Source organism: Streptomyces sp. JLBG701 (assembly GCF_058544905.1).
In genome coordinates this window covers 5524219-5543144 of record NZ_CM178588.1, presented here as the reverse complement: position 1 = coordinate 5543144, position 18926 = coordinate 5524219, and the positions used below count along the sequence as shown (strand labels likewise).

16 protein-coding genes and 4 tRNA genes are annotated in these 18926 nt (G+C 69.4%); 12 read left to right on the top strand and 8 right to left on the bottom strand.

The genetic code is table 11. The features are described from left to right. Positions 1-20: 20 nt before the first annotated feature. The 3 genes from AC5DRG_RS25460 (at position 21) to AC5DRG_RS25450 (ending at position 4542) form a co-directional block, all read left to right on the top strand. A complete protein-coding gene (locus tag AC5DRG_RS25460) occupies positions 21-1802 on the top strand; it encodes a M48 family metalloprotease (protein WP_491813149.1) in 1782 nt (593 codons plus the stop codon). 272 nt (positions 1803-2074) lie between these two features. Continuing rightward, positions 2075-3571, top strand: coding sequence for a N,N-dimethylformamidase beta subunit family domain-containing protein (locus tag AC5DRG_RS25455; RefSeq protein WP_491812941.1), 1497 nt, complete (start codon positions 2075-2077; stop codon positions 3569-3571). Between the two features lie 71 nt (positions 3572-3642). Beyond that, positions 3643-4542 (top strand): phosphoribosylaminoimidazolesuccinocarboxamide synthase, encoded by a 900-nt coding sequence (locus AC5DRG_RS25450; RefSeq protein ID WP_491812940.1) that lies wholly within the window; start codon positions 3643-3645, stop codon positions 4540-4542. A 57-nt stretch (positions 4543-4599) separates the two neighbouring features. Here AC5DRG_RS25450 and AC5DRG_RS25445 read toward each other — a convergent pair. The 4 genes from AC5DRG_RS25445 to AC5DRG_RS25430 all read right to left on the bottom strand — a co-directional run bounded on the left by AC5DRG_RS25445 (position 4600) and on the right by AC5DRG_RS25430 (position 6289). Beyond that, positions 4600-4675 (bottom strand) — tRNA-Gly (locus AC5DRG_RS25445). A gap of 920 nt (positions 4676-5595) precedes the next feature. Then, positions 5596-5668 (bottom strand) — tRNA-Gly (locus tag AC5DRG_RS25440). 80 nt (positions 5669-5748) lie between these two features. Further along, positions 5749-5820 (bottom strand) — tRNA-Gly (locus AC5DRG_RS25435). 151 nt (positions 5821-5971) lie between these two features. Further along, positions 5972-6289, bottom strand: a complete 318-nt coding sequence (locus tag AC5DRG_RS25430; protein ID WP_491812939.1) for a histone-like nucleoid-structuring protein Lsr2 — start codon at positions 6287-6289, stop codon at positions 5972-5974. A 359-nt stretch (positions 6290-6648) separates the two neighbouring features. Here AC5DRG_RS25430 and purS point away from each other — a divergent pair, with 359 nt between their 5' ends. The 7 genes from purS (at position 6649) to purM (ending at position 14399) form a co-directional block, all read left to right on the top strand. Beyond that, positions 6649-6912: a phosphoribosylformylglycinamidine synthase subunit PurS gene (purS, locus tag AC5DRG_RS25425; RefSeq protein WP_369234799.1), complete on the top strand. Its 264-nt coding sequence runs from the start codon at positions 6649-6651 to the stop codon at positions 6910-6912. After that, complete coding sequence (gene purQ / locus AC5DRG_RS25420; protein ID WP_491812938.1) at positions 6909-7589, top strand: phosphoribosylformylglycinamidine synthase subunit PurQ; 681 nt, start codon at positions 6909-6911, stop codon at positions 7587-7589. Before purS ends, purQ begins: the two co-directional genes overlap by 4 nt. Next, the gene (gene purL / locus AC5DRG_RS25415) at positions 7586-9844 is read left to right on the top strand and encodes a phosphoribosylformylglycinamidine synthase subunit PurL (protein WP_491812937.1); all 2259 of its coding nucleotides are present in this window, start codon (positions 7586-7588) and stop codon (positions 9842-9844) included. The genes purQ and purL overlap by 4 nt, the downstream gene beginning before the upstream one ends. Positions 9845-9919: 75 nt before the next feature. Continuing rightward, complete coding sequence (locus tag AC5DRG_RS25410; RefSeq protein WP_491812936.1) at positions 9920-10717, top strand: maleylpyruvate isomerase family mycothiol-dependent enzyme; 798 nt, start codon at positions 9920-9922, stop codon at positions 10715-10717. 90 nt (positions 10718-10807) lie between these two features. Continuing rightward, complete coding sequence (locus AC5DRG_RS25405) at positions 10808-11707, top strand: META domain-containing protein (protein ID WP_491812935.1); 900 nt, start codon at positions 10808-10810, stop codon at positions 11705-11707. A gap of 57 nt (positions 11708-11764) precedes the next feature. After that, on the top strand, positions 11765-13294 hold the full coding sequence (purF, locus tag AC5DRG_RS25400) for an amidophosphoribosyltransferase (protein ID WP_491812934.1): 1530 nt from the start codon (positions 11765-11767) through the stop codon (positions 13292-13294). 37 nt (positions 13295-13331) lie between these two features. Continuing rightward, positions 13332-14399, top strand: coding sequence for a phosphoribosylformylglycinamidine cyclo-ligase (gene purM / locus AC5DRG_RS25395; RefSeq protein WP_491812933.1), 1068 nt, complete (start codon positions 13332-13334; stop codon positions 14397-14399). A 132-nt stretch (positions 14400-14531) separates the two neighbouring features. Here the strand turns inward: purM and AC5DRG_RS25390 are convergent, their stop codons facing one another. Beyond that, positions 14532-14792, bottom strand: coding sequence for a DUF3073 domain-containing protein (locus AC5DRG_RS25390; RefSeq protein WP_491812932.1), 261 nt, complete (start codon positions 14790-14792; stop codon positions 14532-14534). 330 nt (positions 14793-15122) lie between these two features. Beyond that, a complete protein-coding gene (locus tag AC5DRG_RS25385; RefSeq protein WP_491812931.1) occupies positions 15123-16223 on the bottom strand; it encodes a Leu/Phe/Val dehydrogenase in 1101 nt (366 codons plus the stop codon). A 222-nt stretch (positions 16224-16445) separates the two neighbouring features. Here AC5DRG_RS25385 and AC5DRG_RS25380 point away from each other — a divergent pair, with 222 nt between their 5' ends. Beyond that, on the top strand, positions 16446-17315 hold the full coding sequence (locus AC5DRG_RS25380) for a DUF8083 family protein (protein WP_491812930.1): 870 nt from the start codon (positions 16446-16448) through the stop codon (positions 17313-17315). 491 nt (positions 17316-17806) lie between these two features. Next, entirely contained in the window at positions 17807-18013 is a 207-nt protein-coding gene (gene bldC, locus AC5DRG_RS25375; RefSeq protein ID WP_027749187.1) for a developmental transcriptional regulator BldC, read from the top strand. A gap of 493 nt (positions 18014-18506) precedes the next feature. Here the strand turns inward: bldC and AC5DRG_RS25370 are convergent, their stop codons facing one another. Further along, positions 18507-18695: a DUF6274 family protein gene (locus AC5DRG_RS25370; RefSeq protein WP_491812929.1), complete on the bottom strand. Its 189-nt coding sequence runs from the start codon at positions 18693-18695 to the stop codon at positions 18507-18509. 147 nt (positions 18696-18842) lie between these two features. After that, positions 18843-18917, bottom strand: a tRNA-Asp gene (locus tag AC5DRG_RS25365). Between the last annotated feature and the right edge of the window lie 9 nt (positions 18918-18926).

The window sequence follows — 18926 nt, the reverse complement described above, 5'->3', positions numbered from 1 at the left end:
GGCATCCGGTCGTGACCGGTATGGGTGTGGAGGTCGGCGCGCAGTCCGCGCGCTCCCGGGCCCTCGCCGTGCTGCGCATCCGCAGCCGCGCGCTGGCCGTCGCCCTGCTGCCCGCGGCCGCCGCCGTGATCCTGCTCGCGGGCGGCTCCACCGGCCACCTCGTGGGCCAGGTCTGGGACACCGCCCGCTGGGCCGTGGCCCCGGTCGCGGTCCTCGTCCTGCTCTCCGCCGGCGGCATCGGCCTGGTCGTCGCCCGTTCCCGCCCCGCGGTGAGCCCGACGGTCCCGATCGCCGAGGAGTCGGCCCCTGATCTGTACCGGATGGTGCGCGACCTCGCCGACCGCCTCGACGTGCCCGCGCCCTCCGCGATAGCGCTCACCCCGGACTGCGACAGCTGGCTCGAGGACCGCACCCACCCGGCCCACGGCCCACCCCCACCGGAGGACCGCGACGAGCTGGCAGGCGTGGGAGCAAGGGGAGTCCATCGTCGTACGGCCACCTCGCCCGTCCTCGTCATCGGCTCCCCGTTCCTGTGGTGGATGCGCGTCGGCGAGCTGCGTGCGGTCCTCGCCCCGGTCGTCGCCGGTACGGGACCTTCGGCGCACCCGGACATAGCCGCGGCCCGCCGTTTCGTACGGGGCCTGGACGCGGCCGTGGCCGTGACCTCGGCGCCCGGACGCGGGCCCTTGTCCCGCACGGTGCTGGCCGGCGTCGGCTGGGTCGCGCGGCTGCTCCTGCGCAGCTGCCGGGGTCACGCGGCCGAGATGGAGCGCGGTGTCGCCGCTGCCGCCGCCGAGCGTGCACAGGCTGTGGATTACGGTCTGCGGATCGTCGCCCAGGAACAGGTCGGCCTCGCCTACGCGGGCTGGGACCGGCTGCTCACCCGGGTCGCGCTGCCCGCCTGGCGGATGGGCCGCTGGCCGTCCCGGCTGGACGCGGGCGTCGTCGCCGCGCTCACCGAGCTGTCCCGCCGCGACCGGCTGGCCGAGGGCTTCGCCTCAAGGCTGGGCGAGCGCCCCGCCTGCGACCTGCTCGAAGAGCCCGGCGCCGTGGACGAGGCCGCCTCGCTCCTCGCCGCCCGCCTCTTCCACGGGGGGCCCGCCGAGCAGGGCCCGGACTGGTCGCCGGTGGACTGGCAGGAGTACCCGGAGGAGGTCGTCGACCGAAAGTGGCGCATGGACGCGGCCCGCCTCCACCGCGTCCTCGACGCCCTGGGCGTCAGCCGTTCCTCCGACCGCACGGCCCGCGACGCCGACGGCCCCACCCTGGCCCGAGTCCTGGACCACCTGACGGACCCGACACCAGGCCACGCCGAAAGCGCGGATGCCCTCAACGTCACCCCCACCCCCTACCAGGCGATGGGCGAGGACGACGACCTGGCCGACGGCACCGGCCGCAGCGCCGCCCTCGCTGCCGGCCTCACCGCGGAGCTGGCCCGCGAGGAGGCGGCCAAGCCTGCCGGGGCGACGTCGACCGGCTCGACCCCGCCGGGGCAGGGCCCCGACACCGCCCTCTGGGACGACGGCTCGCTGCCCCTCTTCCCCTTGCAGACCCCACGCACCGGCCGCGAACTGCTCGCCGACCACGTCACCGCGATGGTCTGCTGTGCCGCGATGGACACCGCCGGCGCGACCCCCGGCCTGGACTGGCTCGACGGCCCGTCGCTCTTGGTCAACGGCGAAAGGGCCGCCGACCTCACCCCGCGGGTTCTCAGCCTCATCGAGGAGGGCGACCCGGCCCCGCTGCGGGCCTGGCTGGTCGACCTTGGCATACGCCCCGAGAAGCCCGTACGCCTCGTCTGAGGTACCGGAGCAACGCCTTCCACTTTTGGTCAATCGAAGACGAACAGTGACGGAGTGCGTGCGTAATGTGATGTGCTGGGACCGATAGCGCACATGGCAAGGGCTTGCGACATACGACAACGGACACGAGCGGGCACAGCCGCAACCACAAGCCCGGCAGCAACCACAGCCACGGCCACAGGCCCGGACGCAGCCACCGGCACGAACAAGGGCACGCACAACAGCACCGGAACCGGCACGAGCGCACGGGGGCACGAGGGAGGGGAGCGACCATGGGGTCGGAGCAGATCCGCCGCTGGGAGTCGGGAGCACTCGCGCACGCCGTGACGGACCCCTTCGGCCAGGGCCCGGTCCCCTGGCTCCGCGGCAGCGAGACGTACTTCGACGACACCGGTCAGGTGGTCCCCTGGTACGTGGACCAGGCCGACACTCCCAAAGTCCCCGCCCCCCGCACCACCCCGAGCCCCCGCCCCACCGCCGGAGGCCCCCGCTCGGCCGACGACGTCCGCCGCCAGATCAAGGGCTTCACCTCGACCGGAGCCGTCGTCCCCGGCGAGGCCGTCGACTTCCACATCACGGTCGACCCGCCCCAGGAATTCGCCGTGGACGTCTACCGCATCGGCCACTACGGCGGTGACGGCGCCGCGAAGATCACCACCAGCCCGCGCCTCTCCGGCATCGTCCAGCCCCCGCCCCTCACCGCCGACCGCACGGTCTCCTGCCACCACTGGTGGCTGTCCTGGCGGCTCCAGATCCCGTCCTACTGGAGCATCGGCGCATACGTCGCCGTCCTCACCACCGCCGACGGCTACCGCTCCCACATCCCCTTCACGATCCGCGACAACCACCCGGCGGACCTGCTCCTCCTGCTCCCGGACGTGACCTGGCAGGCGTACAACCTCTACCCGGAGGACGGCCGCACCGGCGCCAGCCTCTACCACGCCTGGGACGAGGACGGCCGGCTGCTGGGCGAGGCCGACGCCGCGACCACGGTCTCCTTCGACCGCCCGTACGCGGGCTCGGGCCTGCCGCTGCATGTCGGCCACGCCTACGATTTCATCCGCTGGGCCGAGCGCTACGGCTACGACCTCGCCTACGCCGACGCCCGCGACCTGCACTCCGGCCGCGTCGACCCCACCCGCTACCGGGGCCTGGTCTTCCCCGGCCACGACGAGTACTGGTCGACGAACATGCGCCGCACCGCCGAGATCGCCCGCGAACACGGCACGTCCCTCGTCTTCCTCTCCGCCAACACCATGTACTGGCAGGTGGAGTTGGGGCCGTCGCCGTCCGGTGTCGCCGACCACCTGCTCACCTGCCGAAAACGCAAGGGCCCCGGCCGACCGGTCCTCTGGCGTGAAGTCGACCGTCCGGAGCAGCAGTTGGTGGGCATCCAGTACGCGGGCCGCGTCCCCGAGCCCCACCCCCTCATCGTCCGCAACGCCGACCACTGGCTGTGGGAGGCGACCGGGGCGCACGAGGGCGACGAGATCGACGGCCTGGTCGCGGGCGAGGCCGACCGCTATTTCCCCCGCACCCAGCTCCCCGAGCACGAGGACCGCATCCTCCTCGCCCACTCCCCGTACGCCGACGCCGACGGCGTCCCCCGCCACCAGGAGACATCCCTCTACCGAGCCCCCTCGGGCGCCCTGGTCTTCGCATCCGGAACGTTCGCCTGGTCCCCGTCCCTGGACCGGCCCGGCCACGTCGACGCCCGCGTCCAACGCGCCACCACAAACCTCCTGGACCGCATCTGCAAACGCGACTGAACCCCCTGTCCGCCGCATCCCCCCTCGTACGGGAGAATCAAGCCACTAGGACAGAACCACGGGGAGGAACCGTGTCCGGATTCGTTGAAAAGCCCGAGCCGATCCAGGTTCCGGGTCTGGTGCATCTGCACACCGGCAAGGTGCGCGACCTGTACCAGAACGAGGCGGGCGACCTCGTGATGGTCGCCAGTGACCGCGTCTCCGCCTACGACTGGGTGCTGCCCACCGAGATCCCCGACAAGGGGCGCGTCCTCACCCAGCTCTCCCTGTGGTGGTTCGACCAGCTCGCCGACCTGGCCCCCAACCACGTCCTGAGCACCGAACTCCCCGCCGGCGCCCCCGCCGACTGGACCGGCCGCACTCTCATCTGCAAGTCGCTCCAGATGCTCCCGGTGGAGTGCGTGGCCCGCGGCTACCTCACCGGCTCCGGCCTGGTCGAGTACGACGAGAGCCGTACCGTCTGCGGCCTCGCCCTCCCCGAGGGCCTCGTCGACGGCTCGGAGCTGCCCGCCCCGATCTTCACCCCGGCCACCAAGGCCGAGGTCGGCGAGCACGACGAGAACGTGTCGTACGAGGAGGTCGCCCGCCAGGTCGGCGCCGACACCGCCGCCCAGCTCCGCCAGGCGACCCTCGCGGTCTACGGCCGCGCCCGCGACATCGCCCGCGACCGGGGGATCATCCTGGCCGACACGAAGTTCGAGTTCGGCTTCGAGGGAGAAACCCTGGTCCTCGCCGACGAGGTCCTCACCCCTGACTCCTCCCGCTTCTGGCCGGCGGACCAGTGGCAGCCGGGCCGCGCGCAGCCGTCGTACGACAAGCAGTTCGTGCGCGACTGGCTGACCTCGCCCGTCTCCGGCTGGGACCGCAAGAGCGAGCAGCCCCCGCCGCCGCTCCCGCAGCAGGTCGTGGACGCGACGCGCGCCAAGTACGTGGAGGCGTACGAGCTGCTGACGGGCTCGACCTGGAGCTGACCCGCACGACAAAGCCCCACATGACAAAGGCCCCGGTCGATGACCGGGGCCTTGATCTGGAGCGGACGACCAGGTTCGAACTGGCGACCTCAACCTTGGCAAGGTTGCGCTCTACCAACTGAGCTACGTCCGCACTGCGCCGTGGCGCGAGAGCAACTATACCGTCCCTAGCGCGGTCGACCGACACTGGCCGATTCGCCGGGATCCGGACGGATGGTCCGGTGGCCTCGCGAACGGTCTTCGAGGCCGGGGAACAGCGCGAGTCGGTCACCTCGGCACAGTCTGGTCTTACCGCCTTCGCCAGGCGTGCCCGCTGTCCTGGGTGGGCTCGCGGCCCCGCACGCTCGCGGAAGGGACATGGCCTGGCCGGTAGCTCTCCGCGACACCATCCTCTGGTGATGGGCGGTCACACCTGGCCGACGCCGGATCCCGTGCCCGAGAGCGCGTCGTGCGATGGCCACCGCGGCGCCGTGATGCCGCGTGACCTTGCTCTTCTTGGATTGCTTCTGCAAGGGCCTGGCCCAATGCTGCCCGCCCCAGCGACTGGTGTAGGCCGGGTCGATGGCGATGACGAGCAGGCCCTGGTGGTAGGCCATGCAGCGCAGCCGTTCGCGGAAACGCGCGGTAGGGATGCCTGAGACGGTGCGACGAAATCGTTTGCCGCGCCTGCCGCGTCCCATGCTCTCCCGGCCTGTGGCGTGGGCGTCGGTGAAGCTCAGGTTCTCGATTGCGATCCCGGCGCAACCATGCTCCAGGGCGAGGGCGATCAGAATTCGATCAAATTAACCCGTACGGGTCATTTGTCGCCAACTGTGGATCATCCCCAGCCGACAGCTGCTAAGTGGCGGTGTGAAGGCTTGCAGGGCGGTTCAAGGGGAGTGCGGCTCGCGCGCCGATTCCAACCGTCCCCATGCGCAGATCGCGAAGCGGCGACGGCCTAGATCACGTACTTGTGCCCCTCTGTGTCCATGGTCACAGTGCTCCTGCCCTCGGACCGGAGAGGCGGATAACGGAAAAGACCCCGGCCCACTGGACCGGGGTCTTCAGAAACAGAGCGGACGACGAGGCTCGAACTCGCGACCTCAACCTTGGCAAGGTTGCGCTCTACCAACTGAGCTACGTCCGCATTGCCTCCGACCGGCTCTCACCGATCGGCGCGAGCACCAGCCTACCTGATCCACCAGAGTGGTCGGGACGGCGATGCAGAGCGGGTGACAGGAATTGCACACTGCGCCTTCCCCCTGGAAGGGGGATGTTCTACTACTGAACTACACCCGCGTGTACTCCGTGAGCCGGGCCTTTCGGCCTCGCCCCTCGGCGTGCTCCAGACTCTAGCTGACCAGGAGGGGTGCAACGCAAGTCGGCTGTACCGAGGGGCGGGTGACCGGTCGTCGGCCGAGGCTCACGGGCCGGACTAACGGCGCCGTACTCACTGTGCCGCCGCGAACGCCTCGTAGATCCGCTTGGGGATCCGGCCGCGCGCCGGGACGTCCATCTTGTTCGCCTGGGCCCAGGCGCGGACCGCCGCCGGGTCCGGGGCTACCTCCGTCTGCCGGTACGCCTTGCCCGACCTCGACCTCTTGCGGCCGGCCTCCAGGTAGGGCGCGAGCGCCTTACGCAGTTTCTTGGCATTGGCTTGGTTCAGGTCGATCTCGTACGACTTGCCGTCCAGTCCGAAGGCGATCGTTTCCTCCGCTTCCGAGCCGTCGATGTCGTCAAAGAGAGTGACCACGACACGCTGCGCCACGAATATCGGTCCCTTCGTGCGGCATCTCTGCGATGACGTGCCGAGACGCCCCGGAGATGTCGACTGTCCGCCAGTTATTGGCCAAAGTATCGGCTATTGCCAATTCATTTGTACAGGGCCAAGCATTGCTAAGTGAAGCCCGACTAAATCCGCCCGCGTGTCTCCGCGCAATAGGGATCCGGGGTGGATCCGGGATCTTTCCCGGATCTTTTCGCGAAGACACCTGCCCGATACCGGATCGTGATGGTCCACACGTAGCTTCCTACAACTCTACCCGCGTAGAAATTTTGTACGGGTAGTCTGAAGCCACATGCAGGAACCTGCTGAACCTGCTCAGCACCACACCACCGGGAGTGCCAGTGGCACGCGTCGTAGTCGACGTCATGCTCAAGCCGGAGATCCTCGACCCCCAGGGCCAGGCGGTGCAGCGCGCACTGCCGCGGCTGGGTTTCGACGGGATCTCCGACGTACGTCAGGGAAAGCGATTCGAACTGGAAGTTGACGGGCCCGTCGACGACGCAGCCCTCGCCCGCATCCACGATCTTGCGGAATCCTTCCTCGCCAACACGGTGATCGAAGACTTCACCGTGAAGGTGGAAGAAGTCGCGGAGGCCGCGAAGTGACCGCTCGTATTGGCGTCGTCACTTTCCCGGGAAGTCTCGACGATCGGGACACCCAGCGCGCGATCCGCCTCGCGGGTGCCGAACCGGTTGCTCTCTGGCACAAGGACAAGGACCTCCACCAGGTCGACGCGGTGGTCCTCCCCGGCGGTTTCTCCTACGGCGACTATCTGCGGGCCGGTGCCATCTCCCGGTTCTCGCCGGTGATGGAGACCGTCATCGAGCAGGCGAAGGCCGGCCTCCCGGTCCTCGGTATCTGCAACGGCTTCCAGATCCTCACCGAGGCCCACCTCCTCCCGGGCGGGATGCTCGGCAACAACCACCTCCACTTCATCTGCCGCGACCAGAAGCTGCGGGTGGAGAACGCGGACACCGCCTGGACCAGCGACTACACCGCCGGCCAGGAGATCCACATCCCGCTGAAGAACATGGACGGCCGGTACGTCGCCGACGAGCGCACCCTGGACATGCTGGAGGCCGAGGGGCGGGTCGTCTTCCGCTACCTGGACTTCAATCCGAACGGTTCGCTGCGCGACATCGCCGGTATCACCAACGAGGCCGGGAACGTCGTAGGCCTCATGCCGCACCCGGAGCACGCCGTCGAGCCGTTGATCGGCACCGGCCGCACGGACGGCCTCCCCTTCTTCACCTCGATCCTCAAGAAGCTGGTCAACGCATGAGCCGGACGCCTCTGGACACGGTCGAGCACGCGGCCGCGACCCCCGACGTCGAGCTGCCCTGGGCCGAACTCGGCCTGAAGAAGGACGAGTACGAGCGGGTGGTGGAGATCCTCGGCCGCCGCCCGACCGGCGCCGAGCTCGCCATGTACTCGGTCATGTGGTCCGAGCACTGCAGCTACAAGTCCTCGAAGGTCCACCTCCGCCAGTTCGGCGAGAAGGCCCCCCAGTCCGATGCACTGCTCGTGGGCATCGGCGAGAACGCGGGCGTCGTGGACGTCGGCCAGGGCTACGCGGTCACCTTCAAGGTCGAGTCGCACAACCACCCGTCGTACGTGGAGCCCTACCAGGGCGCGGCCACGGGTGTCGGCGGCATCGTCCGCGACATCATCGCGATGGGCGCGCGGCCGATCGCGGTCGTGGACCCGCTGCGGTTCGGTGCAGCCGACCACCCCGACACCAAGCGGGTGCTCCCGGGCGTGGTGGCGGGCATCGGCGGCTACGGCAACTGCCTCGGCCTGCCCAACATCGGCGGCGAGGTCGTCTTCGACGCCTGCTACCAGGGCAACCCGCTGGTCAACGCCGGTGCCATCGGCGTCATGCGGCACGAGGACATCCACCTCGCGAAGGCGTCCGGCGCGGGCAACAAGGTCATTCTGTACGGGGCTCGTACGGGCGGCGACGGCATCGGTGGCGCGTCGATCCTCGCCTCCGAGACCTTCGATGACGCCAAGCCCTCCAAGCGTCCCGCCGTCCAGGTCGGCGACCCCTTCCAGGAGAAGCTCCTCATCGAGTGCACCCTGGAGGCGTTCAAGGAGAAGCTGGTCGTCGGTATCCAGGACCTGGGTGCGGCCGGACTGTCGTGCGCCACAAGCGAGTTGGCGTCCAACGGCTCCGGCGGCATGCTCGTGACCCTGGACGACGTACCGCTGCGCGACTCGACCCTCTCGCCCGAGGAAATCCTCATGAGCGAGTCGCAGGAACGCATGTGCGCGGTCGTGGAGCCGGAGAAGGTCGACCGGTTCCTGGAGATCTGCGACAAGTGGGATGTCATCGCCACCGTCATCGGTGAGGTGACGGACGGCGACCGCCTGGAGATCTACTGGCACGGCGGCAAGATCGTCGACGTCGACCCGCGGACCGTGGCGCACGACGGCCCGGTGTACGAGCGTCCCTACGCCCGCCCGGACTGGCAGGACGCGCTCCAGGCGGACGACGCCAACAAGCTTGCCCGGCCCGCCACTTCGGAGGAACTGAAGGCCCAGGTCCTCCAGCTGGTGTCCTCCCCGAACCAGGCCTCCAAGTCCTGGATCACCTCCCAGTACGACCACTTCGTGCAGGGCAACACGGTGCTGGCCCAGCCCGAGGACTCCGGGATGATCCGCATCGACGAGGAGACCGGCCTCGGCGTGGCCATCGCGACGGACGGCAACGGCCGCTACGCGAAGCTGGACCCGTACGCGGGCGCCCAGTTGGCGCTCTCGGAGGCGTACAGGAATGTCGCCACGACGGGTGCCAAGCCGCTCGCGGTGTCGGACTGCCTGAACTTCGGCTCGCCCGAAGACCCGGCGGTGATGTGGCAGTTCGCGGAGGCCATCCGTGGACTGGCCGACGCCTGCCAGCAGTTGGGCACCCCGGTGACCGGCGGCAACGTCTCCCTGTACAACCAGACGGGCGAGGTGGCGATCCACCCGACCCCGGTGGTAGCTGTGCTGGGCGTCATCGACGATGTAGCCCGCCGCACGCCGGTCGCCTTCCAGGAGGAAGGCCAGCTGCTGTACCTGCTGGGCGACACGCGTGAGGAGTTCGGGGGGTCGGCCTGGTCGCAGGTCGTCCACGACCACCTCGGCGGCCTGCCCCCGAAGGTCGACCTGGAGCGTGAGCGGCTGCTGGCCGAGATCCTGATCTCCGCCTCCCGCGACGGCATGATCGACTCGGCGCACGACCTGTCCGACGGCGGTCTGATCCAGGCCGTGGTCGAGTCGGCGCTGCAGGGCGAGAAGGGCGCGCGCCTGATCGTCCCGGACGGTCTGGACGCCTTCACCTTCCTCTTCTCGGAGTCGGCGGGCCGCGCGGTCGTCGCCGTCCCCCGCTCGGAGGAGGTCCGCTTCAACGACATGTGCGGGGCGCGCGGCCTGCCAGTCACCCGCATCGGCGTCGTCGACGGCGACCTGATCGACGTCCAGGGCGAGTTCGCACTCTCCCTGGAGGAGCTGCGAGTGGCTCACGAGGGGACGATCCCGGCGCTGCTCAAGTAAGCAGTCGTACGACGATGAAGGCCTCGCCCGTTTCGACGGGCGGGGCCTTCGGCGACGCCGACTAACCTCACTTTCATGCCCCCGCCCAGAAAACGCCTCCGCACCTACGACCCGGCCCGCACCCGCGCCGCCGTGCTCGCCCAGTTCGGGAACGTGCGGGAAGGCGTCCGCACCCTCACTCCCGAGCAGCTCGCCCTCCCCACCCGGCTGGGCACCTGGCGCGTGCGTGAGCTGGTCGCGCACCTCGGGATGGCCCTCTCCGCCCTCGCTCGGTTCCTCGACCAGCCCGCGCCGGTGAAGCAGGACGCCACGCTGCTCGACTGGCCGTTCGCGACCGCCGCCAAGTCCGCGGCCATCGCCGACGTGGCCCACCAGCTCGCCGGGCAGCACCCGGACCTCGGCGCCTACCTCGCCGGCATCGAGCGGGACTTCACCACCCACCTGGACACCCACCTCGCCCCCCGCCTTCTGGCCACCAACGTGGGCGCGATGCCGCTCGCCGACTACGTCGTCACCCGCACCGTCGAACTCGTCGTTCACACGGACGACCTCAACGCCGCCGTCCCCGGCCTCGACATCCCGTACGACCGCCAGGCCCTCGCCGCCGCCACCCGGCTCCTCGCCGACGCCCTCGCCGTGAAGGCGCCCGGCGGCTCCACCGAGGTGCGGATCCCGCCGTACGCCGTCGTGCAGTGCGTCGAGGGGCCCCGGCACACCCGTGGCACCCCGCCCAACGTCGTCGAGACCGACCCGCTGACCTGGATCCGGCTGGCGACCGGGCGGGTCGAGTGGAAGGACGCCGTCGAGGAGGCGCAGGTCAGGGCGAGCGGGGAGCGGGCGGATCTGGGCGGGCTGCTGCCGATCATGAGCTGAACCGGGCTGAACTGAGCTGAACATGGCAACGGACTGATAACAGCCGATAGCGACACCGAACGCATTTCCCGTCGCGTGCGTCCAAGAGTCATGAAACGGACGACAGGCGTGAAGTACGCCGCCGCGGCCCTGGCCGGCACCGCCGTCCTGGCCGCCTGCGGCACGGAGTCCGGCAGCGGCGGCGGGAGCGGCTCGGTCGGCGGCGATGTGGACATCGCGGGCATCCGGTGGATTCCGCGGACGGTGACCGTGGACGGCAAGGACTACGCCCTGCCGAGCGGTGACGACTTCCGGCTCGACGAGGCCCACGTCACCTTCAAGCCGGGTACGGCCAAGCCGGACGAGGGCGGCGGCGAATCCGGCGGCACGGTGGGCTGCAACGACTTCGGCGCCGACGTCGAGGTCGACGGCGACACGGTCACGGTCTCCGACCTCGCCCAGACCGAGATCGGTTGCCCCGGTCCCGTCCAGGAGTTCGAGGAGCGGTTCGTGGGTGTCTTCCACGGCGACCTCAAGGCCGAGATCGACAAGGACGGTACGACCAAGACCCTCACCCTGACCAGGGCGAACGGAGACAGCATCACCCTGGCCGAGGGCGCCGCCGCGACCACCCCTCCGCTGACCGGCACCCGGTGGACGATCGACACCCTGCTGTCCGGCGAGGGCGACGACGGCTCGGCCTCGTCGCTCCCCGAGGGCGCCAAGGCGCACCTCACCCTCGCCGCGGACGGTACCGCGAGCGGAGCCCTCGGCTGCAACACCTTCCGCGGCAAGGCCACCGTCAAGGACGGCACCATCGAGTTCGGCCCCCTCGCGACCACGCGCATGGTGTGCTCGGGGCCCGTCATGAAGACCGAGCGGGAGCTGGCCGACATCCTCTCCGGGAAGGTCTCCTACCAGCGGAAAGACAACACCCTGACGCTCACGGCGGCCTCCGGTGCGGGCCTCGCCGCCCGTGCGGAGCAGGCGGCGGGGTCGGCGGCGAAGTAAGCAAGCCCACTGTCCGCGAATTCGGACCAGTGGTCGATCTCGCCTACACTCGGTGGCGTGCCACGTGGTGACGGTCGACTCAATCATGATCTGCTCCCCGGTGAGAAAGGCCCCCAGGACGCTTGCGGCGTCTTCGGTGTCTGGGCCCCGGGCGAAGAGGTCGCCAAGCTCACTTACTTCGGGCTCTACGCCCTCCAGCATCGAGGCCAGGAATCCGCGGGAATCGCGGTCAGCAACGGCTCCCAGATCCTTGTCTTCAAGGACATGGGCCTTGTCTCCCAGGTCTTCGACGAGACCTCGCTCGGCGCGCTCCAGGGTCATATCGCGGTAGGTCACTGCCGCTACTCGACCACGGGCGCCTCGGTGTGGGAGAACGCCCAGCCCACCTTCCGCGCGACGGCCCACGGCTCCATCGCCCTCGGCCACAACGGCAACCTCGTCAACACGGCGCAGCTCGCCGAGATGGTCGCCGACCTCCCCAAGCAGGAGGGCGGCCGCACCCCGCGCGTCGCGGCCACCAACGACACCGACCTGCTTACCGCGCTCCTCGCGGCCCAGGTCGACGACGAGGGCAAGCCCCTGACCATCGAGGAGGCCTCCCCGAAGGTCCTCCCGCAGGTCCGCGGCGCCTTCTCCCTCGTCTTCATGAACGAGAACACCCTCTACGCCGCCCGCGACCCGCAGGGCATCCGCCCGCTGGTCCTCGGCCGCCTGGAGCGCGGCTGGGTCGTCGCCTCCGAGGGCGCCGCCCTCGACATCGTCGGCGCGAGCTACGTCCGGGAGATCGAGCCGGGCGAGTTCATCGCGATCGACGAGAACGGCCTCCGTACCTCCCGGTTCGCGGAAGCGAAGCCCAAGGGCTGCGTCTTCGAATACGTGTACCTGGCCCGCCCGGACACCGACATCGCCGGCCGCAACGTCTACCTCTCCCGCGTCGAGATGGGCCGCCGCCTGGCCAAGGAAGCCCCCGTCGAGGCCGACCTGGTGATAGCGACTCCGGAGTCCGGAACCCCGGCCGCGATCGGCTACGCGGAAGCCAGCGGCATCCCCTTCGGCGCGGGTCTGGTGAAGAACGCGTACGTCGGCCGTACGTTCATCCAGCCCTCCCAGACGATCCGCCAGCTCGGCATCCGCCTCAAGCTGAACCCGCTCAAGGAAGTCATCAAGGGCAAGCGCCTGGTCGTCGTCGACGACTCGATCGTGCGCGGCAACACCCAGCGGGCCCTGGTGCGGATGCTGCGCGAGGCGGGCGCGGCGGAGGTCCACATCCGGATCTCCTCGCCCCCCGTGAAGTGGCCCTGCTTCTTCGGCATCGACTTCGCGACCCGCGCCGAGCTCATCGCCAACGGCATGACGATCGACGAGATCGGCACCTCCCTCGGCGCCGACTCCCTCTCGTACATCTCCCTCGACGGCATGATCGAGGCGACCACCATCGCCAAGCCGAACCTCTGCCGCGCCTGCTTCGACGGCGAGTACCCGATGGAGCTCCCGGACCCCGAACTGCTCGGCAAGCAGCTCCTGGAGACCGAGCTGGCGGCCGGTCCGGCCACCACGGCCGTGGCCGACGCGATCCGTCGCCCGTAAGCCTCGTACGTATCACCAACCCGAAAGATCCCAGGCAATGTCTGAGACCACCTCCGGTGCTTCCTACGCGGCTGCCGGCGTCGACATCGAAGCGGGCGACCGCGCCGTAGAGCTGATGAAGGAGTGGGTGAAGAAGGCGCAGCGCCCCGAGGTCCTCGGCGGCCTCGGCGGGTTCGCCGGCCTCTTCGACGCCTCCGCCCTCAAGCGCTTCGAGCGCCCCCTGCTGGCCTCCGCCACGGACGGCGTGGGCACGAAGGTCGACATCGCGCGCCAGCTGGGCGTCTACGACACCATCGGCCACGACCTGGTCGCCATGGTCATGGACGACATCGTGGTGTGCGGCGCCGAGCCGCTGTTCATGACCGACTACATCTGCGTCGGCAAGGTCCACCCTGAGCGCGTGGCCGCCATCGTGAAGGGCATCGCCGAGGGCTGTGTGCTCGCCGGCTGCGCCCTGGTCGGCGGTGAGACGGCCGAACACCCCGGTCTGCTCGGCCCGGACGACTTCGACGTCGCCGGCGCCGGTACGGGCGCCGTGGAGGCCGACCGGCTGCTGGGCGCGGATCGTATCCGTACGGGTGACACCGTGATCGCCATGGCGGCCTCGGGTCTTCACTCGAACGGGTACTCGCTCGTCCGGCACGTCCTACTGAACCAGGCCGGCCTGTCCCTGGACGCGCACATCGAGGAGTTCGGCCGCACCCTGGGCGAGGAGCTCCTGGAGCCCACGAAGATCTACTCCCTGGACTGTCTGGCCCTCACCCGCACCGCCGACGTACACGCCTTCTCACACGTCACCGGCGGCGGCCTGGCCGCCAACCTGGCCCGTGTGATCCCGGACACCCTGCACGCCGTCGTCGACCGGTCCACCTGGACCCCGGCCCCGGTCTTCGACCTCGTCGGCAAGACCGGCAACGTCGAACGCCTGGAACTGGAAAAGACCCTGAACATGGGCGTCGGCATGATCGCGATCGTCCCCGAGGAAGCGACGGACGTCACCCTGGCGACCCTGGCCGACCGCGGGGTCGAGGCGTGGGTGGCGGGCGAGATCACGGAGCGCGGAGACCACACGACGGGCGCGGAGATGGTCGGCGACTACGCCTAGTCCAATCCAGCCCCTCCGGCGTTTGAGGAGCGGGGTCCGGGGCAGAGCCCCGTGACGGCACGACGAAACCCGGCCCGGCACACAAAGCGCCGGACCGGGTGAGACGCGGTTAAGCCGCTGCAGGCAAAAGCACTACGCGCCGCGGCGTTGCGACGAGGGACCTGAGGATTGGTCGTCCTCGTCCTCATCGTCGTCGTTGTAGAGATCCGCGTACTGGGCGTACGGGTCGTCTTCCTCGTCGTCGTCGTCCTCGAACGGCTCGCCATTCGGCGGCTGGTTCGAAGTCGAAGCGCCCAGCTCATTGGCCAGACGCGACAGGTCAGTCCCGCCGCTGCTGTACTTCAGCTGGCGGGCGACCTTCGTCTGCTTGGCCTTTGCCCGGCCGCGCCCCATGGCTCGACCCCCTCGGATACGGGGCTCGGTGGCCCCAGAGTCTTGACACGCGTTCATGATCTGGAACGGGCTCTCCGTGGAGAGACCGGTCCGTAGGGCTTCCACGGTACCTGAGCCCAAGCCCATACGGTACGTCGCCCGCAGGACGGGCCAGGACCCACAACCCGCGAGGTGCCCTGTCCCCGCTGGTCAACCGCGATTTTAACCACTTCTTGGCGGCCGACCCGCCGATGGAAGTGAGAGTTCTCTCGAACTACCCATCGGCAGGTACCGGCCAAACTCCGGGAACGACTCCTGGCCGAGCTGCCGCCGAGCCGTTCCCGGACCGTCTCAGTGCCCCCGCGCCACCGCCGCCTCGTGCATCCGCTGCTCGGCGATCCGGTCGGCCGCCGCGGCCGGCGGAATCCCGTCCTCCTTCGCACGCGCGAATATGGCCAGCGTGGTGTCGAAGATCTTCGCCGCCTTGGCTTTGCACCGCTCGAAGTCGAACCCGTGCAGCTCGTCGGCGACCTGGATCACACCGCCCGCGTTCACCACGTAGTCCGGCGCGTAGAGGATCCCGCGGTCGGCGAGGTCCTTCTCCACGCCCGGATGGGCGAGCTGGTTGTTGGCGGCACCGCAGACGACCTTGGCGGTGAGGACCGGCACGCTGTCGTCGTTGAGCGCGCCGCCCAGCGCGCAGGGGGCGTAGATGTCGAGCCCCTCCACCCGGATCAGTGCGTCCGTGTCCGCGACCACCTCGACGGAGGGGTGCGCGTCGGCGATCCGGCGCACGGCGTCCTGCCGTACGTCCGTGATCACGACCTGGGCACCGTCCGCCAGCAGATGCTGCACCAGGTGGTGTCCGACCTTGCCGACGCCCGCGATGCCGACCTTGCGGCCGCTCAGCGAGGGGTCGCCCCACTGGTGCTGGGCGCTGGCCCGCATGCCCTGGTAGACGCCGAACGCGGTGAGGACGGAGGAGTCGCCGGCGCCGCCGTTCTCGGGGGACCGGCCCGTCGTCCAGCGGCACTCGCGCGCCACGACGTCCATGTCGGCGACGTACGTACCGACGTCGCACGCGGTGACGTACCGCCCGCCGAGCGAGGCCACGAACCGCCCGTAGGCGAGCAGCAGCGCCTCCGTCTTGATGACGTCCGGGTCCCCGATGATCACGGCCTTGCCGCCGCCGTGCTCAAGGCCGGCCATGGCGTTCTTGTACGACATCCCGCGAGCGAGGTTCAGCGCGTCGGCGACGGCCTCCGCCTCGGTCGCGTACGGGTAGAAGCGGGTACCGCCGAGCGCGGGGCCCAGCGCGGTGGAGTGGATGGCGATCACGGCCTTGAGGCCGGTGGCCCGGTCCTGACAGAGCACGACTTGCTCATGACCCCCCTGATCCGAGTGGAACAGGGTGTGCAGTACATCAGCAGGCGCGCCGGTTACGTCGGTCACGGTGGTGACTCCCTGGTAATTAGCGGCGGTTGGAGCTCGGGTCCCGTGCAGGTGGCGGGATCCGTCGGCATGAGCGTAGAGCCTCCACGGCCCGGCACCCGCGCCGTGTTCAGGATCACCTACTCCCGGAGTACGCCCGTGCGACGATTTGCATAGTTTTCCCGCACGTTTGTGAGCGGGTTTCGGAGGTTTTCCTGACGGACGGCGGGGGAGGGACCAGGCGTGCCCAAGGTGTCCTCGCTGATCGTTCCCTACGCGACCTATCTCCGCGTGTACGAACCGCTGGCCGCCTTCCCCGAGCCCGAGCGCAGTCACTGGGCGCGCTACGCCCGGCGCGCCGACCGTCCCTCGTACCAGGACGAACTGCGCCGCGCCCTGGCCGACTTGCTGCCCACCCCGCCGATCCCGGTGCCGGTGCACGAGAGCAGCGACGCGTTCGTGCTCGACGTGGACGGGGTGCTGTGCGTGTGCCCCTGGCGGACCCGGCTGCGCGGCTGGCAGGCGCTCGGCGACCTGGCCGAGGAACTTCCGGCGCCGGTCCTGGACGCGGTCCTGCCCCCGCTCGTCCGGCACCAGGCCACCCAGGACTACGAGCGCTGGCTGACCCGCAATCCCGACGCCCGCCCCTGGATCCGCACGGCGACCTGGCAGGTGCCGCTGAACTGGTTCGTGCTCGTCTCGGACGAGGAGCGGGAGTTCGGCAAGGGCACGGGGGACGTCGGGGGCTCAGCGGCCTCCGGGGGCGAGCTGCCCGTGCTGCGGTACCGGACGCCGATGGTGCAGGCGCGGCGGCGGGTGGCGCGGGGGCTGCGGACGCTCAAGGACACCATCGACGAGGGGCCGCTGATCGACGGCCTGGTGGACGTGGGCCGCTGGCTGGAGGAGTTCCATCCGCGCTCGCTGGTGGAGCTGGACTACGGCGGCCTGGTGCATGTGCTGCCGGCCGGCGAGCTGGAGGGCGATCACTCGGCGGCGGACGTGGCCGCGGGGATCGAGGCGCTGCGCAGCGGGGACGGGGCCGCCGCGGGTGAGGCGTACGGGCGGCTGGTGGAGCGGTGGCGGTCGGTGCGGGACCGGCGGTCGGCGAACTGACGTTTGACTCACGGCGTCACTTGAGGTTTCGTCAACATCACACGAACCAGGGACGTAGGTCCCGATCCGGGCTTTTGCCTCAAGCGTGACGGAACGCACGTACGCATCCCTTGCGTTGCTTGCCCCCCCTCATGCCAAAATAGGACAAGGAGTCCGGGGAGGACTCTCTCCGTCCTGCTGTGGGCGGAATCTCAGCATTGCACGCTTTGGGGGGTCTTGGGACTCCTGATCGTCCTGTGACTGATCGTCACAGTGGCGTGACTGTCCGCTATGGCATGGTCCATCGGCTTCCGTCGCCGATGAACACCTGGGGGGCAATTCCATCGGTTTGGCCGACGCGGCTGGACAGATGGTGTAGTTGTAGTGCCGAGGACAAGCCGTTCGTCCTATAACCGACTCGACTCGCGTCCGCCATTTCGGGCAACGCGGGTCAAGGTGCAGAATTTAGAGGAAAGAACCGAGAAGGTTCGGTTCTCCCGAGGAGGCCGCTCATGACCGCTCGCACCCCTGATGCCGAGCCGCTGCTGACCCCGGCTGAGGTCGCCACGATGTTCCGTGTTGACCCCAAGACGGTCACGCGGTGGGCGAAGGCCGGCAAGCTCACTTCGATCCGCACGCTCGGCGGGCACCGCCGTTACCGCGAGGCGGAGGTCCGTGCTCTGCTCGCGGGCATCCCGCAGCAGCGCAGCGAAGTCTGACAACTCAATATCCGGGCAAACCGGCAGGTCCCCCAACCGGCCGTGAGGTCCGAACCAACAGCTCCAAGCGACGCGGGTTCTGCCCCAACGGGACCCACGCCCAAGCTCTTCAAGGCTTTCTGAGCGACACCAACAGGGTGCGTCGTAGATCGCGCTGGACTCCGCCGAGTCCAGCGCGATCTTTTTTGTGCCTGGCTGTGGGCTTGCGTGTGCCTGGCGCGCCGGTCTGTGAGGAGCCTTGTCGGAGTCTGGGGAGGGCTGTCGGATCTCCTGTGGACGGCGTCGGGAGGATCGACGGGGCAGCCCTCGGGGTGGTGCAATTGCACATATTAAATTGACCAGTTGTAGGTGAGGGGTAAGTACCTCGGTTTCAAAAACTCATGCGGTGACACCCGTCACATGCCGGAGTCCTTGTTGCCCCTGGCCTATCTGCGCTAAAGGAGTCACACGCTCCAGCGTCCCATCGTGGGGCGGGCGTTGGGCCCGTCGATGGTCACGCCGGGGAGGGACTCTCGTCCTCGACCACCGCCTCCGGCGGTTCGGCGGTGTAGGGGCCGTCCATCGCCAGGCGCTGCAGGCGGTGGCAGATCGGGCAGTGGTGCGTTGAGTGGCGATACGGCGAGGCGGCCGACAGATGCGCGCGGAGTAGGGCACGTGTCTCACGCCTGGACGATGTCGCCATGTCCCACCTCCGCGGCCCGCCAGGGAACGGGCCCTGGTTTCTGAGTACCGGTGGATTGTCCGGACGTCAAGACGGCAGGGGGCCCACAGGGCGCCGGGGAACGCACAAGAGCCCGGATCCGAAGACCCGGGCTCTTGCTGTTACTTGCGGTCCTGACGGGATTTGAACCCGCGGCCTCCACCTTGACAGGGTGGCGAGCACTCCAAACTGCTCCACAGGACCTTGCTTTGC

Bases quoted from the DNA above. Each gene is read 5' to 3' on its own strand.
- AC5DRG_RS25390 (WP_491812932.1), bottom strand. From the start codon at position 14,792: ATGGGGCGCGGCCGGGCAAAGGCCAAGCAGACGAAGGTCGCCCGCCAG.
- AC5DRG_RS25455 (WP_491812941.1), top strand. From the start codon at position 2,075: ATGGGGTCGGAGCAGATCCGCCGCTGGGAGTCGGGAGCACTCGCGCAC.
- purM (WP_491812933.1), top strand. From the start codon at position 13,332: ATGTCTGAGACCACCTCCGGTGCTTCCTACGCGGCTGCCGGCGTCGAC.
- AC5DRG_RS25460 (WP_491813149.1), top strand. From the start codon at position 21: ATGGGTGTGGAGGTCGGCGCGCAGTCCGCGCGCTCCCGGGCCCTCGCC.
- AC5DRG_RS25370 (WP_491812929.1), bottom strand. From the start codon at position 18,695: ATGGCGACATCGTCCAGGCGTGAGACACGTGCCCTACTCCGCGCGCAT.
- AC5DRG_RS25410 (WP_491812936.1), top strand. From the start codon at position 9,920: ATGCCCCCGCCCAGAAAACGCCTCCGCACCTACGACCCGGCCCGCACC.
- AC5DRG_RS25405 (WP_491812935.1), top strand. From the start codon at position 10,808: ATGAAACGGACGACAGGCGTGAAGTACGCCGCCGCGGCCCTGGCCGGC.
- bldC (WP_027749187.1), top strand. From the start codon at position 17,807: ATGACCGCTCGCACCCCTGATGCCGAGCCGCTGCTGACCCCGGCTGAG.
- purL (WP_491812937.1), top strand. From the start codon at position 7,586: ATGAGCCGGACGCCTCTGGACACGGTCGAGCACGCGGCCGCGACCCCC.